Source organism: Caldimonas sp. KR1-144 (assembly GCF_049446155.1).
GTDB lineage: Bacteria > Pseudomonadota > Gammaproteobacteria > Burkholderiales > Burkholderiaceae_C > Rivibacter.
In genome coordinates this window covers 38,116-52,465 of record NZ_JBMSEE010000005.1, presented here as the reverse complement: position 1 = coordinate 52,465, position 14,350 = coordinate 38,116, and the positions used below count along the sequence as shown (strand labels likewise).

Sequence of the window (14,350 nt, the reverse complement as noted above, 5' to 3'; positions counted from 1 at the left end):
GGGTGGCCTCAGGCGCCGCTGGCCAGTGCCTGCGGTTCGGCGGTGGCGCGCGCGGCGGGGTAGGGCCGCAGCTCCTCCGGGTGCTGGCGCAGGTACTGCAGCAGCGTGCGGCGCTTTTCCGGACCGCGCGTGCCGGCCTCGGCGGCGCCGGGCGCGGCGGGCGAGCCCTCGTCGAACAGGTGCGGCATCGCGTCGAGCGCGCGCTGGTGCACCGCGCGCCACAGCTTCTTGACGCTGTGCGCGGAGATGCCGAGTTCGTCGCCGATCTCCTCGTCGCTGCACTGCGAGACCGCCAGGCGCAGCAGCCGCCGCTCGGCCGGCGAGAAGCCAAAGCGCGGCGGCGTGAACTGGAACGCGTCGCGCACCGGCGAGCCGGGCAACAGCCGCGCGGCCTCGTCGCGCGCCAGGCCGTAGAGCTCGGGCACGCCGTCTTGCGCGCGCTGCGTGCGCTGCCGGAAACCCATGCTCTGCAGGTAGGCGCCCTGCTCGCCCAGGCCCTCCTGGTAGAGGTGCTGCAGGCGCCAGCCGGCGTGGGTCTGGCGAAACAGGCTCATCGCAACGCCGAGCATCTCGACCGTGTCCGGGTTGGCCAGGTCCTGCAGCGTCTGCTCGTAGTGCAGCACCAGGAAGCTCACCTCGCCGCGGCCGTTGAGCTGCGCGAGCGCCTTGTCGGCGGGCGGCTCGTAGCGGCCGTCGAGCAGCTCCTCGTAGATCAGCGCCGGCGCCCAGGCGGGCGGGTCGTCGGCGAGGCGCCGCCGCCAGCGGTCGTCGAGCGCGATCGAGGAACCGAAGCCGACGATGCGCTGGCCGGGCGGGCGGTTCAGGTCTTCGATGACATCGGCATTGAAGCCGGGCTGGCCGAGCAGGCGCGTCCAGATCGCCGGCAGCGAGGCGCGCACGCGCGCCGGCAGCGGCAGCCACGACGGCACCAGCGCCTGGGCAGGTTCAAGGTCGGCATGGCCGAGCAGGCGGCCGTGCAGCCGCAGTCCGCTTCCGTCGAGCATCGGCTGGGCCCCTCCTCGGCGGCCGCGGGTCGAAAGTCGCGCAGTTTAGGCGCCGCCGGACGCGGCGCGGTCGCGCACCGAGACGCGGTTCTTGCCCCGGTGCTTGGCGTCGTACAGCGCGAAGTCGGCCGAATCGATCAGCGACGACGACAGCTCCGCGCGCCGCGGCACGGTGGTCGCGCAGCCGATGCTCACGCTCACGAACGGCCCGGTCGTCGCCCCCCGGTGCGGCAGCTGCAGCGCCGCGATCGCCTCGCACAGCGACTGCGCCTGCTGCTGCGCGCCTTCGGCCGGCGTCAGCGGCAGGATCATCGCGAACTCCTCGCCGCCGAAGCGCGCCGCCAGGTCGGCCGGGCGCTTGGCATGCGCGCGCATCACCTCGGCCACGCGCTTGAGCACCTCGTCGCCGGCGAGGTGGCCGTAGTTGTCGTTGTAGGCCTTGAAGTCGTCGATGTCGACCATCAGCAGCGACAGCGGGTCTTGCTCGCGGGCGGCGCGCAGCCACTCGGCCTCGAGGTAGGCATTGAAGTGGCGCCGGTTCGACAGCCCGGTCAGGCCGTCCATCATGCTCAGGCGCTGAAGCTCGAGGTTGGTCTCCATCAGCTTCTGCTGGCTCTCGCGCAGCGCCCGGTAGGCCTCGTCGCGCTGCAGCTGGTTCAGGTAGGCGCGCGAGTGATGGCGGATGCGCGCGATCAGCTCGAGCGCGTCGGGCAGCTTGACGAGGTAGTCGTCGGCGCCGGCCTTGAAGGCGTCTCGCTTGACCGACGGGTCCTCGCGCGTCGACAGCACGATGATCGGCACGTGGCGCGTCGTCGGATGCGCGCGGTACTGCCGCACCAGCGTCAGGCCGTCGGTGCCCGGCAGCACCAGGTCTTGCAGGATCACCGTCGGCTTGAGCCGGTCGGCGTACACCAGCGCCTCGTCGGGATCGCCGCAGTAGTGGAAGTCGATGTCGACCTTGCCCGCCAGCATGCGGCGGATCGCCTCGCCGATGATCGCCTGGTCGTCGACCAGCAGCACCATCGCGACGTACTCGGGAACCAGCACCGCGAAGTCGCTTTCCGCAGGGGTCGGGTCAGCCATGGTCGTCGCTCCTTGAAGTTGTCGTGATGGCCAGCCGCTCGGCCAGCCTCGCGGCGATCTGCTGCACCGGCAGCACGGCGCAGGCCGCGCCGAGCGCGATCGCCGCCTTGGGCATGCCGAACACCGTCGAGCTGGCCTGGTCCTGCGCGATCGTGTAGTGGCCCTGGTCGCGCAGCGCCTTGAGGCCTTGCGCGCCGTCGCGGCCCATGCCGGTGAGCAGCACGCCGATCGCGCGGCCGGGCCAGTGCCGGCACACGCTGTGGAAGAACACGTCGACCGAGGGCCGATAGGCCTCGTCGCGCGGCTCCTCGCTGTAGCCGAGCCGGTTGGCGCTGCGCAGCAGCAGGTGGTCGTTGGTGCCGGCCAGCAGCACGGTGCCGGCGCGCGGCGCGTCGCCTTCGCGCGCCAGCTGCACCGGCAGCCGGCAGTGCTGGCCGAGCCACTGCGCCATGCCGGCCGCGAACTGCGCGTCGACGTGCTGCACGATCACCAGCGCCGCGGGAAACGTGATCGGCAGGCCGGCGAGCAGCGTGGCCAGCGCCGCCGGACCGCCCGCCGACGCGCCGATCGCCACCAGCTGCGCCGCCGCCGCACCGGCCGGCGGGCCGCTGCCCGCGGGCGCGCGGCCGCGCCCGCGCAGCTGGGCGTCGATCCCGTCGAGCTTGCGCAGCAGCGAGTCGGCGCCGTCGCCGTGCAGGCCCTGCGCGAGGCTGGGCGTGTCGACGGCGTCGAGCGCGCCCGCGCCCATGGCCTCGAACACCTGCGCGGCGCGCGCGCCGACGTCGCCGGTGACGACGAGGATCGCGCAGGGCGTGCGCGCCATGATGCGGCGCGTCGCCTCGACGCCGTCCAACTGCGGCATCTCGAGGTCCATCAGCACCAGGTCCGGCGTGTCGCGCGCGCACTGCTCGACCGCCTCGCGCCCGTCGTGCGCGATCCACGCCAGCTGGTGGTCGGCGCGCCGCGCGAGCACGCGGCGCAGCGCTTCCACCGCCAGCGGCATGTCGTTGACGATCGCGATCCTCATGGGTTCGTCGCCTCTTCGCCGATGAGATCCGCCACCGCCTGCAGCAGGCTCTCGTCGTGGAAGCTGCCCTTGGTCAGGTAGTAGTCGGCGCCGGCGTCGAGGCCGCGCTGGCGGTCGCTCTCGCGGTCCTTGTAGGAGACGATCATCACCGGCGTCGCCTTCAGGTGCGGGTCGTTGCGGATCAGCTTCACCAGTTCGATGCCGTCGAGGCGCGGCATGTCGATGTCGGTGATCACCAGATCGAAGTGGCCGGTGCGCACCGCGTTCCAGCCCTCCATGCCGTCGACCGCGATCTCGACCCGCAAGCCGCGCGCCTCGAGCAGCTTGCGCTGCAGCTCGCGCACCGTCAGCGAGTCGTCGACCACCAGCACGCGCTTGCGCGGCAGCGCCTCGGCGCCGGCCGCCGCGTCGCGCAGCCCGGCGAGGCGGCCTTCGCTGACCAGCTTGTCGAGCGAGCGCAGCAGGTCGTCGATGTCGAGCACCAGCACCACCGAGCCGTCGTCGGCCAGCGCGCCGGCGCTGACGTCTTGCACCTTGCCGAGCCGCGGATCGAGCGGCTGCACCACCAGCTCGCGCTCGCCGAGGAAGCGGTCGACGACCAGGCCGTAGGCATCGCCGTGCTCGCCGATCACCACCACCGCGAGATCGTCGTCGGCCGGCGGCGCGGCTTCGCTGCCCAGCACCTGGTGCGCCGCGACGAGGCCGACGCGCCGGTTCTCGAACGCGAAGTGCGGCCGGCCCTCGAGCTGCGCGATGTCGGCGCGCGCCAGCCGCAGCGCGCGCACGATGCGCCCGAGCGGAAACGCATAGGCCTCGGCGCCGATCTGCACCAGCAGCGCGCGGATGACCGACAGCGTCAGCGGCAGCTGCAGCGAAAAGCGCGTGCCCTGCCCGCGCTGCGACGAGATGCGCACGCTGCCGCGCACCTGCCGCACCATGTCCTGCACGACGTCGAGCCCGACGCCGCGCCCGGAGATCTGCGTCACCGCCTCGCGCAGGCTGAAGCCGGGCAGGAACAGGAACTCCAGCAGCTCGGCGTCCGACAGCCGCGCGGCGACCTCCGCGGCGGCGAGCCGGCGCGCGACGACGGCCGCGCGCAGCGCGTCGAGGTCGATGCCGGCGCCGTCGTCGGACACGCTCACCTGCAGCAGGCCGCCCGCGTGCCGCGCTTCCAGCCGCACCACGCCCTGCTCGGGCTTGCCGGCGCGCCGGCGCTCGTCGGGCGTCTCGATGCCGTGGTCGACCGCATTGCGCAGCAGATGGCCCAGCGGCGCCTCGAGCCGCTCGAGCATGTCGCGGTCGACCGCCGTCGCCTCGCCGGCGATGTCCAGCCGCGCCTGCTTGCCGAGCGAATGCGCGATGTCGCGCACCAGCCGCGGCAAGGCCTGCACGCCATCGGCGAAAGGCCGCATGCGGCAGGCCAGGGCCTCGTCGTACAGGCGCCGGGAAAGGTCGCCAGCGCGCCGGTCGAGCAGATCGAGATCGAGCAGTTGCCGCGCCATCAGCTCCTGCGCCTGCGCCAGCTGGGCCTGCAGCGCGGACAAGGCCTGCTGCGCGGCGGGCTCGGCGTGCGGGCCGAGCGCCTGGCGAAGCGCGTCGACGCTGCGCCAGGCGTCGAGCTGCAGCCGCTTGAGCCGCTGCATGCCGCCGGCAAAGGGCTTCAGCCCGCGCGACTCGACCAGCGACTCGCTGGCCAGGCCGAGCAGGCGCTCGACGTTCTCGGCGGTCAGCCGCAGCACGCGGTCGCCGAGCTCGCCCCGCTCGGCGGCGGCCACCGCGCTGCGCGGGGCGGCCGGCTGCGCATCGTCGTCCTTGCCGTCATGCGCCGGCAGTTCCTGCAGCTCGCGCTGGTAGTCGAGCGCCGACGCGTGTTCGGCGTTGGCCCAGGCGGCCAGCTCGACCTCCGGCAGCCGGGCCATGCGCTCGAGCAGGTCGACGCCGCGCAGCAGGCCGTCGATGCGCGCGCGGCCCAGCGGCATGCGCTGCCGCTGCGCGGCGACCAGCAGCTCCTCCATCGCATGCGCGATGCCGACGCCGCTGTCGAGCCCGACGATGCGTGCCGCGCCCTTGAGCGAATGGGCCGCGCGCATGCAGGACTGCAGCGCGTCGGCCGCGGCCGGGTCGCGCTCGAGCGCGAGCAGGCCCTTGGTGAGTGCCTGCGCCTGGTTGCCGACCTCCAGCCGGAACAGGTCGAGCATCGACATCTGGCTCAGGTCGGTCATCGCTGCACCTTCATGCCAGGCTGCGGCCGAGCGAATGCAACAGCAGGGGCTCGTCGAGGATGCCGACCGTGCGCTGCTCCCAGGGCAGCAGCGCCTGCGTGTAGCGCGCCGCGGCGCGCGTCACGGTCGACGGCGGCGGCTGCAGGCGGCGCGCATCGAAGCGCAGCACGCCGTGCACCTCGTCGACCGGGCAGGCGAGGCGGCCCTGCTCGTGCCGCAGAACCAGCAGGCGCGCCGCGGCGCTGCGCTGCGAGGGCGGCGCGGCGCCCGCGCCGATGTCCAGCAACTGCGCGATCGACACGCAGGCCAGCAGCTCGCCGCGCACGTTGACCAGCCCCAGCAAGGCGCCGCTGCGCCGGTGCGGCAGCGCATGGGGCGCGCGCGTCTCGGTGACCTCGTCGAGCAGCGTGCACGACAGCGCGAGCCATTCGGCGCCGACGCGAAACGCCAGCGCCGAGCGCTCGCCGGCCTCGCTGTCCGGCGGCACGCCGGCGTGATGCGCGCTGGTGTCGTGCGCGCTGGCGTAGTGCGCGCTGGCCTCGTCGAGGTAGCCGGCGGGCGCAGCGCGCTGCAGCAGCTGCTTGGCCGCGCGCGCCTGCACCGGGCAGTTGCGGCAGTGGACATGGCGCTCGAGCTCGGGGCAGCTGCGGTCGCCGCGCACGCCGATGCGGTTCCAGCAGTCGTCGAGTGCGAGAGCCGCGCGGCTCATGAAGCGGCCCTCGGCTTGCGCGGCGGCTGCAGCCGGCCGGCGCGCTGCTGCAGCCGCTGCGCCGCGCCGAGCTCACCCCGTTTCTCGAGCAGGAAGGCCAGGTGCAGCAAGGCTTCCTGGTGCTTGGGGTCGAGGTACAGCGCCTTGCGGTAGCAGTCGGCAGCGCGCGCGGCGTCGCCTTGCGCGTCGTGGATCAGGCCGAGCAGATGCTGCGCGTCGGCGCTGGCCGGTTGCGTGCGCAACACCTCGCTGCACAGGCGCTTGGCTTCGTCGAGTTGGCCCGAGTCGGCGAGCCGCGTGGCTTCGGCCAGCGCGTCGGGCTTGGCGGGCGGCGGCGGCGCCGACGGGCGGCTCGCCGGCGCCGGGCGCGGTGCGGGCGCTGCGCGTCGCGGCGGCGCGGGCGGCGGCGCTGCCTTCTTGCGCGCGACGGCCACGTGCGCGGCCGCCACGGCGGGCGCACTCGCGCGGCGGAACGCGAAGGCCAGCGGCAGCTTCAGCGACTGGAACTCGTGGCGCAGCAGCAAGGCCGTCTCCGAAGGGCCGACGAAGAGCACGCCCTCGGGCGCGAGCAGGCGCTCGAGCGCCGCCAGCGCGCGCTGCTGCGTCGCGCGGTCGAAATAGATCAGCACGTTGCGGCAGAACACGATGTCGTAGGGCGGCTCGCCTTGCAGCAGTTCGGCGTCGAGCAGGTTGCCCTGGCGGTAGCGCACCGGGCGGCGCACCGCGTCGTCGAGCCGCCAGCGCTCGTCGCCGACGGCGCTGAAGTAGCGCTCGCGAAACGCCAGCTCGCCGCCGCGAAAGGCGTTGCGGCCGTACTCGGCGCGCCGCGCCTGCGCGAGCGATTGGCTGCTGATGTCGACCGCGTCGATCGTGAACTGCGAAGCCGCCACGCCGGCCTCCAGCAGCGTGATCGCCATGCTGTAGGGCTCCTCGCCGGTCGAGCACGGCAGGCTCAGCAGGCGCAGCACGCCGCCGGCGCGGCGCTGGCGCTCGATGGCGATCTGGCCCAGCGCGGCGAACGACTCGCGATCGCGCAGGAACCAGGTCTCGGGCACGACGACCGCTTCGATCAGCTCCTGCAGCTCCGCCGGCGCGCCTTGCAGGTGCTGCCAGTAGAGCCCGAGGTCGTCGAAGCCGCAGCGCTGCGCGCGCTGCCGCACCGCGCGCTCGATCGCCGACGAGCCGATCGACGCGGCGTCCAGGCCGAAGCTGCGCTTGAGCAGCGCCTCGAACTCGACCGTCAGGCTGCTGCCCATGCGGCCTCCGCGTCGCTGAACAGCGTCTCGCGCAGGGCCGGCGGCAGCAGCTGTGCGACATCGACGCGTTGCAGCAGGCCGTCGTCGCGCATGGCGACGGGCCCGAGGTAGGGCGCGCCGTCGCTGCGCAGGCCGGCTGCGACGAACTCGCCCGGCTCGACGCGTGCGGTGTCGGTCGCGTCTTCGGCGATCAGGCCGAGCGTGCGCGGCGCGCCGTCCCCGGCGGGGTAGTGCACCAGCAGCAGCCGCGTGCCGAGCGAGCGCGGCGCGCTGCGGCCGAGGCTCAGTGCGCTCAGGTCGATCACCGGCACCGGCCGGCCGCGCCAGGTGCACACGCCGGCGACGCCGCGCGCCGCCTGCGGCCACTGCTTGAGCCGCAGCAGCGGCAGCACCTCGACCACCTGCTGCGCCGGCAAGGCGTAGCGGTCGTCGTCGAGCCGGAACACGATGTACAGCATGTTCGGCCCGTGCTGCGTCGTGTTCGTCAGGCCTGCAGCTTGAAGCGCGAGACGCCGCCGCGCAGGCCGCTGGCAACGTCGTTGAGGTCCTCGATCGCGATGTTGGACTGGCGCAGCGATTCCACCGTCTGGCGCGCTGCCTCGCTGAGCTGCATCAGCGCCTGGCTGATCTGCTCGGCGCCCTCGGCCTGCGCCTGCATGCCCTCGTTGACGGTCTCGAAGCGCGGCGCCAGCGCCTGCACCTGCTGGATGATCTGCGTGAGCTGGTCGCTGACGTGCTGCACCTCCTGCATGCCGCGGCGCACCTCGTCGGAGAACTTGTCCATGCCCATCACGCTGGCCGACACGGCGGACTGGATCTCCTTGACCATCTGCTCGATGTCGTAGCTCGCGATCGCGGTCTGGTCCGCCAGGCGGCGGATCTCGGTCGCCACCACCGCGAAGCCGCGGCCGAACTCGCCGGCCTTCTCGGCCTCGATCGCCGCGTTGAGCGACAGCAGGTTGGTCTGGTCGGCCACCTTGGTGATCGTCGTGACCACCTGGCCGATGTTGCCGGCCTTCTCGTTGAGCACGGTGAGCTTGGCGTTGATCGACGCCGAGGCCTCCATCACCGCGCGCATCGTCGACTCCATGTGCGCCAGGCTCGACTGCCCGCTGCTGGCCAGCGCCGCCGACTGGTCGGCCACCGTCGAGACCTCGCCCACCGTGCGCACCAGCTCGCGCGACGTGGCCGAGATTTCCTTCGACGTGGCGCCGATCTGCGTGGTCGTGGCGGCGATCTCGGTGGCGGTGGCCTGCTGCTGCTTCGCGGTGGCGGCGATCTCGGTGACCGAGGTGTTGACCTGCAGGCCCGACTTCATGACCTGCCCGACCAGGCCTGTCAGCTCGTCGGACATGCGGTTAAAGCCGCTGGCCAGCACGCCGAACTCGTCGCGCCGGTCGAACTGCATGCGCTGCGTGAAGTCGCCCTGGCGGATGGTGTCGAGCACGCCCAGCACGCGCTGCATCGGCTGGCTGATCGCGCGCAGCAGCAGCCAGCCCGCCACCACCGCGGTCAGCGCGGCCAGCGTCAGTGCGACGACGATCGCGCGGTCGGTGGCCGCGACGTGGTCGCGGATGTCCGTCATCGCCACATCGGCATTGCGCCTGTTGAAGTCGATCAGCTCCTGCAGGCGATCGTTGAGGACATCGCTCGAGCGCGCCATCTCGCCGTGCAGCAGAGCCGCAGCCTCGGCCCGCCGCTTGGCCTGCGACAGCTCCAGCGCTTCGGCCAGCAGGGTGTCGAAGCGGGTGTCGGCGGCCTTGAGGGCCTCGAACAGCTCGCGGTCCTTGCCGGTGTGGATGGTTTGCGCATAGGCCTCGAGCCGCACCCGGTGCTGTTGACGGCTCGCCTGCAGCACCTTTTGCTGCTGCCGGCGCAGCTCGGGATCGGCTTCGTCCAGCAGCTTCAGCGCCAGCAGCCGGTCGCGCATCCACATGCCGCGCAGGCCGGCGCTGGCATGCAGGCCGCTGATCGCGTCGCGATCGGCGAGCTCGGTTTCCGCCACGATCTCCAACAGGCGCAGATGGGCGAAGTAACCCATGGCCAGCATCAGCAGCAGCAGCGCGCCGAAGCTCGCGACGATGCGGTGACGAATCGACCAGCCCTTCATGCTCGGCCTCCTGACGCGCAAGGAAACACCTGGCACGAGAGGGGCGAACGCAGCGCATCCGCGCGGCATCGATCGGGTCGTCTTGCGACCGCCTCTCCCTGTGTGATCGCTGATTTGCCGGCTGTTATATGTCTTATCGAGAGGACCCGCAATCGCCGCGATCCATGCCCGCCAGCTGGGTGCCGAGGCGCTCGATCAGCAGGTCCACCGCGGCGTTCGCCGCCCCCTTGCGATACGTCAGCTCGATGTCCTGCGTGTAGCTGAACACCTCCGGGCGGATGCGCCGCAACGTCGACAGCGGTTCCACCGCTTCGACGTAGTGGTCCGGCAGAAAGCCCGCGCAGCGGCCGGTGCGCACCAGCGTCGCGACGCCTTCGAGGCTGTCGGCGCGCATCGTCGGCTGCCACGCACTGCTCTCGATGCCGCGCAGCGGCAGATCGACCGTGTACGGATCGACGACGATGTTGAGCCTTTGCACGTCGGCCGGGTCGATCTCGTCGTCGGGCGTCTCGAAGCACGGATGTCCCGGCGCGCAATAGAGGCTGTTCGCCTCGGCATGCAGTCGCAGCCGCTCCAGCCCCGCGGCCGGCATGTGCGCGGCGAGGATGCCGGCGTCGAGCTCGCCGGCCAGCAGTTGGCGCTCGATCTCGATCGGCCGCAGCACCGCCAGGTGGATGCGCAGTCCCGGCAGCGTGTCGATGCCGTGGCCGAGCGCGCGCACCAGGCGCATGCTCGGGTCGGTGAGCAAGGCGTCGACGACGCCGAGCCGCAGCTCGATGCCGGCTTGCTGCTGCAGGCCGCGCAGGTCGGCGCGAAAGCTCTTCAGCGCGGCGAACAGCGACTGCGTGGACTGGAACAGTTGCTGCCCGGCCGGCGTCAGCGCGAAGCCGCCGCGCCCGCGGCTGCACAGCCGGGCGCCGACGCGCGCCTCGAGCTCCTTGACCTGGCGGCTCACCGCCGAGAGATCGGTCTGCAGCTCGGCGGTCGCGGCCGAGAAGCCGCCTGCGACGACCACGACCGAGAACACGCGCAGCAGCCGCAGGTCGGCGTCGCTGATCGCGTCGGCCTGCGCGAGCGCGATGCCGCCGAAGCGCTGGTGGTTCGGGTTCGCAAGTGAACTTGTCGTCGCGGTCATTTTCGTGGGGCCAGGGCTTGCCTAGGATCTTCCCGAGCCCTTGCGGGAATGTCCAGCCCGCGCCCACCGCAGCCCATGACCCAGTTCGCCTTCCTCTCCTCGTCGACCTTTCTCAAGGTGCCCGCCGCCGACACGCGGCGCCCGTTCGGCATTGCCGGCCTGTGCTGGGACGGCGCGGTGACCAACCGCCCCGGCGCGCGCTTCGGGCCGCGCGCGATCCGCGAGGCCAGCCACATGCTGTGCGACGGCATCCACCCGCTGTTCGACGTCTCGCCCGCGCAGCAGCTGGCCGATCGTGGCGATCTCGCCTTGCCCAACACCAGCCTCGAAGCGATGCGCGCCGCGATGCCGGCGCAGGTGCGCGCACTGCTCGACCAGCACCACATGGTCTGGCTCGGCGGCGACCACTCGATCACGCTGCCGCTGCTGCGCTGCTACCGCGAGCGCCTCGGGCGCCCGCTCGCGGTGATCCACTTCGACGCCCACTGCGACACCTGGAGCGACCATTTCGGTGAACCCAGCGGCCACGGCACCTGGGTCGCCGAGGCGATGAACGAGGGCCTGGTGGTCGATGCCTGCTTCACGCAGATCGGCATCCGCTCGGCCGGCGAGCGCGCCGCGCGCGAGTTCGTCAACGACCGCGGCGGGCGCATCTTCACCGCGCGCGAGCTGCGCGGTCGCGACGGCCCGCAAGGCCTGGCCGAACTGTGCGCGCACATCCGCGCGCGCCAGGCCGCGCATGGAAACCCGCCGATCTACCTGAGCCTGGACATCGACTGCCTCGACCCCGCCTTCGCGCCCGGCACCGGCACGCCCGAGCCGGGCGGCATGACCAGCAGCCAGGTGCTGACGATCCTCGAGGAGCTGGTCGACCTGCCCTTCGTCGGCATGGACTGCGTGGAGGTCGCGCCGGCTTATGACCACGCCGAGCTCACGTCGAATGCGGCGGCGACGTTCGTGTGGACCTATCTCGCCGGGCGGCTCGCGCGCTGTGCCTGACGCGCCGGCGGGCGTTCCGGCGCTTATGCGCCCATCCGATACCGATGCGCGCAAGCCTTCGTTGGCCTGCGCGCGGCGCGCTCCTATCGTGCGGTCCATCGCTCAGGGAGATTCGTGTGTCGGACCCGCATCGCATCGTCATCGTCGTCGGCAGCCCCTCGGCCGCGTCGCGCTCGCAGGCCCTGGCCCGCGCCGTCGCCGGCCTGCTGCCGCGCCATGACGTGGGCTGGCTGCGGCTGCGCGAACTGCCCGCCGCGGCGCTGCTGGCGGCCGACACGAGCGACGCGCTGCTGCAGCGGGCCGCGGCGACCGTCGAGGCGGCGCGCGTCGTCGTCGTCGCGACGCCGATCTACAAGGCGGCCTACAGCGGCCTGCTGAAGACCTTCCTCGACCTGCTGCCGCCCGAAGGCTTGCGCGGCAAGACCGTGCTGCCGCTGGCCACCGGCGGCAGTGCGGCCCACCTGCTGGCGATCGACTACGCGCTCAAGCCCGTGCTCGGGGCCCTGGGTGCGCGCGACATCCTCGATGCGGTCTACGCCACCGATGCGCAGCTGCCGCGCGACGGCGAGGGCTTTCGCGTCGATGCCGACATCCATGCGCGACTGCTGCGCGCCGCGCAGGCCATCGAGCAGCGATGTCCATCGCATCGCATCGCATCGGATGCGCTGCTCGCGGCCACGCACTGAACGCAAGCGCCGCGCGAAGCACCGGTTTCGTTTGTCTCCTCCTCCCCCCACAGGGGTTCATGCGGCCACCACGCGCTGGTGGGGCAGCCGGCCGCATGCCTTTCCCTTCGGCGCACCGGCCAAGGACAAGACCATGAGCATTGATTTCACACCTCCCTCGCGCCGCAGCTGGATCGCGCGGCTTCTCATCGCGCTGGCCTTCGTCGGCCTGGCCGAGCTCGGCCGGGCGCAAGGCGCGCCGACGCTGCGCGTCGGCTTCCAGAAATCGGCCAGCCTGCTGACGCTGCAAAAAGGCCAGGGCACGCTCGAGCGCAAGCTCGCGGCGCTGGGCGTGAGCGTCAAGTGGGTCGAGTTTCCGGCCGGACCGCAGCTGCTCGAGGGCCTGAACGTCGGTTCGGTCGACGTCGGCTATGTCGGCGAGGCGCCGCCGATCTTTGCCCAGGCCGCCGGTGCGAAGTTCGTCTACATCGGCTTCGACCCGGCGTCGCCCGAGGCCGAGGCGCTGGTCGTTCCCAAGGACTCGCCGCTGAAGGGCGTGGCCGACCTCAAGGGCAAGAAGATCGCACTCAACAAGGGCTCGAACGTCCACTACCTGCTCGTCAAGCTGCTCGAGAAGCACGGCCTGGCCTACGGCGACATCCAGCCGGTGTTCCTGCCGCCGGCCGATGCGCGGGCCGCGTTCGAGAAGGGCGCGGTCGATGCCTGGGTGATCTGGGATCCGTTCCTCGCCGCGGCCGAGAAGCAGCTCGATGCCCGCGTGCTCGCCGACGGCCGCGGCGTCGTCAACAACTACGCCTACTACCTGGCCGAGCGCGGCTTCGCCGAGAAGCATCCGCAAGTGATCCGCGCGCTGTTCGACGACAGCGTCGAGCGCGGCCGCTGGCTCAAGGCCAACATCAAGCAGGCCGCCGCGCTGATCGCGCCGCTGCAGGGGCTCGACGTCGACGTGGTGGAGGCCAACCTGCGCCGCTTCAACTACCAGGTGGCGCCGCTGACGCCGGCGGTGGTGGCCGAGCAGCAGAAGATCGCCGATGCCTTCCATGCGCTCAAGCTGATTCCCCGGCCGGTGCGCGTGGCCGATGCGGTCGTCGGCGCGCCGGCGGTGGTGGCGGAGGCCGGCAAGTGAATCGCTTCACGCATCGCCGACGCCGGGTGCTGCTGATCGCGGCCGCCGCCTGGGGCCTCGCCGCGCTGCCTGCGCGTCACGCGTGGGCCGCCGATCCCGCGCAGCTGCGCATCGGCTTCCAGAAGAGCGCGGTCAACCTGGTGATCCTCAAGCAGCAGGCCGCGCTCGAGAAGCGCTTCCCGAACACGCGGGTGCAGTGGATCGAGTTCCCGGCCGGGCCGCAGCTGCTCGAGGCCTTGTCGGTCGGCAGCCTCGAGTTCGGGCTCACCGGCGACTCGCCGCCGGTGTTCGCGCAGGCCGCCGGCAAGCAACTGCACTACGTCGGCGCCGAGCCGTCGAAGCCGCGCAGCTCGGGCCTCCTGGTCAAGCCCGATTCGCCGCTGCGCGCGCTGGCCGACCTGAAGGGCCGCAAGATCGCGCTGCAAAAGGGCTCGAGCTCGCACTACCTGCTGGTGCGCGCGGTCGCCACGGCCGGCCTGCAATGGAGCGACATCACGCCGGTCTACCTCACGCCGGCCGAGGCGCGCGCGGCCTTCGAGCGCGGCAGCGTCGACGCCTGGGCGATTTGGGATCCGTACTTCGCGGCGACCGAGGTCGACATCGCGCCGCGCGTGCTGGCCAACGGCGAGGGCCTGTCAGGCAACAACTCGTTCTATCTGGCGTCGACCGCGTTCACGCGCGATCACCCGCAGGCCGTGGCGGCGCTGCTCGAGGAGCTGACGCGCGCCGATGCCTACGTGCAAAGCCATCGCAAGGAAGCGGCCCAACTGGTCAGCGACTTCAGCGGCCTCGGCCTCGCGACGGTGCACCGCTTCATCGAGCGGCGCCCGCCCTCGCCGGTGAAGCCGCTGACGCCGGCCATCGTGGCCGACCAGCAGCGTGTGGCCGACGCGTTCACGCAGCTCGGCCTGATCCCGCGCAGCGTGAAGGTCGCCGAGATCGTCTGGCAGCCGCCCGTGTCGACCGCATCGATCGCGAAGTGAGACCCTGATC

Annotated in this window: 13 protein-coding genes; 4 read left to right on the top strand and 9 right to left on the bottom strand. The window is 72.2% G+C overall.

Annotated features, from left to right (window positions below; translation table 11 throughout):
• Positions 1-8: 8 nt before the first annotated feature.
• From ACO2TI_RS12970 to ACO2TI_RS12930, 9 genes are all read right to left on the bottom strand, one after another.
• Positions 9-1,004, bottom strand: a complete 996-nt coding sequence (locus ACO2TI_RS12970; RefSeq protein ID WP_423284829.1) for a helix-turn-helix transcriptional regulator — start codon at positions 1,002-1,004, stop codon at positions 9-11.
• A 45-nt stretch (positions 1,005-1,049) separates the two neighbouring features.
• Entirely contained in the window at positions 1,050-2,087 is a 1,038-nt protein-coding gene (locus tag ACO2TI_RS12965) for a diguanylate cyclase (RefSeq protein ID WP_423284828.1), read from the bottom strand.
• Positions 2,080-3,114, bottom strand: a complete 1,035-nt coding sequence (locus ACO2TI_RS12960) for a chemotaxis response regulator protein-glutamate methylesterase (RefSeq protein ID WP_423284826.1) — start codon at positions 3,112-3,114, stop codon at positions 2,080-2,082. The genes ACO2TI_RS12965 and ACO2TI_RS12960 overlap by 8 nt, the downstream gene beginning before the upstream one ends.
• Entirely contained in the window at positions 3,111-5,336 is a 2,226-nt protein-coding gene (locus tag ACO2TI_RS12955) for a hybrid sensor histidine kinase/response regulator (protein WP_423284824.1), read from the bottom strand. The genes ACO2TI_RS12960 and ACO2TI_RS12955 overlap by 4 nt, the downstream gene beginning before the upstream one ends.
• Before the next feature lie 10 nt (positions 5,337-5,346).
• Complete coding sequence (locus tag ACO2TI_RS12950) at positions 5,347-6,045, bottom strand: chemotaxis protein CheW (RefSeq protein ID WP_423284823.1); 699 nt, start codon at positions 6,043-6,045, stop codon at positions 5,347-5,349.
• Positions 6,042-7,301, bottom strand: coding sequence for a CheR family methyltransferase (locus ACO2TI_RS12945; RefSeq protein ID WP_423284822.1), 1,260 nt, complete (start codon positions 7,299-7,301; stop codon positions 6,042-6,044). Before ACO2TI_RS12945 ends, ACO2TI_RS12950 begins: the two co-directional genes overlap by 4 nt.
• Complete coding sequence (locus ACO2TI_RS12940; protein ID WP_423284821.1) at positions 7,286-7,759, bottom strand: chemotaxis protein CheW; 474 nt, start codon at positions 7,757-7,759, stop codon at positions 7,286-7,288. The genes ACO2TI_RS12945 and ACO2TI_RS12940 overlap by 16 nt, the downstream gene beginning before the upstream one ends.
• 26 nt (positions 7,760-7,785) lie before the next feature.
• The gene (locus ACO2TI_RS12935; RefSeq protein WP_423284820.1) at positions 7,786-9,411 is read right to left on the bottom strand and encodes a methyl-accepting chemotaxis protein; all 1,626 of its coding nucleotides are present in this window, start codon (positions 9,409-9,411) and stop codon (positions 7,786-7,788) included.
• A gap of 133 nt (positions 9,412-9,544) precedes the next feature.
• Positions 9,545-10,546, bottom strand: a complete 1,002-nt coding sequence (locus ACO2TI_RS12930; protein WP_423284818.1) for a LysR family transcriptional regulator — start codon at positions 10,544-10,546, stop codon at positions 9,545-9,547.
• 75 nt (positions 10,547-10,621) lie between these two features.
• Here ACO2TI_RS12930 and speB point away from each other — a divergent pair, with 75 nt between their 5' ends.
• The 4 genes from speB (at position 10,622) to ACO2TI_RS12910 (ending at position 14,340) form a co-directional block, all read left to right on the top strand.
• On the top strand, positions 10,622-11,545 hold the full coding sequence (speB, locus tag ACO2TI_RS12925) for an agmatinase (protein WP_423284817.1): 924 nt from the start codon (positions 10,622-10,624) through the stop codon (positions 11,543-11,545).
• 116 nt (positions 11,546-11,661) lie between these two features.
• Positions 11,662-12,231: an NADPH-dependent FMN reductase gene (ssuE, locus tag ACO2TI_RS12920; protein ID WP_423284816.1), complete on the top strand. Its 570-nt coding sequence runs from the start codon at positions 11,662-11,664 to the stop codon at positions 12,229-12,231.
• Between the two features lie 133 nt (positions 12,232-12,364).
• On the top strand, positions 12,365-13,357 hold the full coding sequence (locus ACO2TI_RS12915) for a sulfonate ABC transporter substrate-binding protein (RefSeq protein ID WP_423284815.1): 993 nt from the start codon (positions 12,365-12,367) through the stop codon (positions 13,355-13,357).
• Positions 13,354-14,340 (top strand): sulfonate ABC transporter substrate-binding protein, encoded by a 987-nt coding sequence (locus tag ACO2TI_RS12910; protein ID WP_423284814.1) that lies wholly within the window; start codon positions 13,354-13,356, stop codon positions 14,338-14,340. Before ACO2TI_RS12915 ends, ACO2TI_RS12910 begins: the two co-directional genes overlap by 4 nt.
• Positions 14,341-14,350 lie beyond the last annotated feature (10 nt).

What these genes read in the sequence shown, in the direction of transcription:
- ACO2TI_RS12970 (WP_423284829.1), bottom strand. Translation starts at nt 1,004, where the DNA reads ATGCTCGACGGAAGCGGACTGCGGCTGCACGGCCGCCTGCTCGGCCAT.
- ACO2TI_RS12965 (WP_423284828.1), bottom strand. Translation starts at nt 2,087, where the DNA reads ATGGCTGACCCGACCCCTGCGGAAAGCGACTTCGCGGTGCTGGTTCCC.
- ACO2TI_RS12960 (WP_423284826.1), bottom strand. Translation starts at nt 3,114, where the DNA reads ATGAGGATCGCGATCGTCAACGACATGCCGCTGGCGGTGGAAGCGCTG.
- ACO2TI_RS12955 (WP_423284824.1), bottom strand. Translation starts at nt 5,336, where the DNA reads ATGACCGACCTGAGCCAGATGTCGATGCTCGACCTGTTCCGGCTGGAG.
- ACO2TI_RS12950 (WP_423284823.1), bottom strand. Translation starts at nt 6,045, where the DNA reads ATGAGCCGCGCGGCTCTCGCACTCGACGACTGCTGGAACCGCATCGGC.
- ACO2TI_RS12945 (WP_423284822.1), bottom strand. Translation starts at nt 7,301, where the DNA reads ATGGGCAGCAGCCTGACGGTCGAGTTCGAGGCGCTGCTCAAGCGCAGC.
- ACO2TI_RS12940 (WP_423284821.1), bottom strand. Translation starts at nt 7,759, where the DNA reads ATGCTGTACATCGTGTTCCGGCTCGACGACGACCGCTACGCCTTGCCG.
- ACO2TI_RS12935 (WP_423284820.1), bottom strand. Translation starts at nt 9,411, where the DNA reads ATGAAGGGCTGGTCGATTCGTCACCGCATCGTCGCGAGCTTCGGCGCG.
- ACO2TI_RS12930 (WP_423284818.1), bottom strand. Translation starts at nt 10,546, where the DNA reads ATGACCGCGACGACAAGTTCACTTGCGAACCCGAACCACCAGCGCTTC.
- speB (WP_423284817.1), top strand. Translation starts at nt 10,622, where the DNA reads ATGACCCAGTTCGCCTTCCTCTCCTCGTCGACCTTTCTCAAGGTGCCC.
- ACO2TI_RS12915 (WP_423284815.1), top strand. Translation starts at nt 12,365, where the DNA reads ATGAGCATTGATTTCACACCTCCCTCGCGCCGCAGCTGGATCGCGCGG.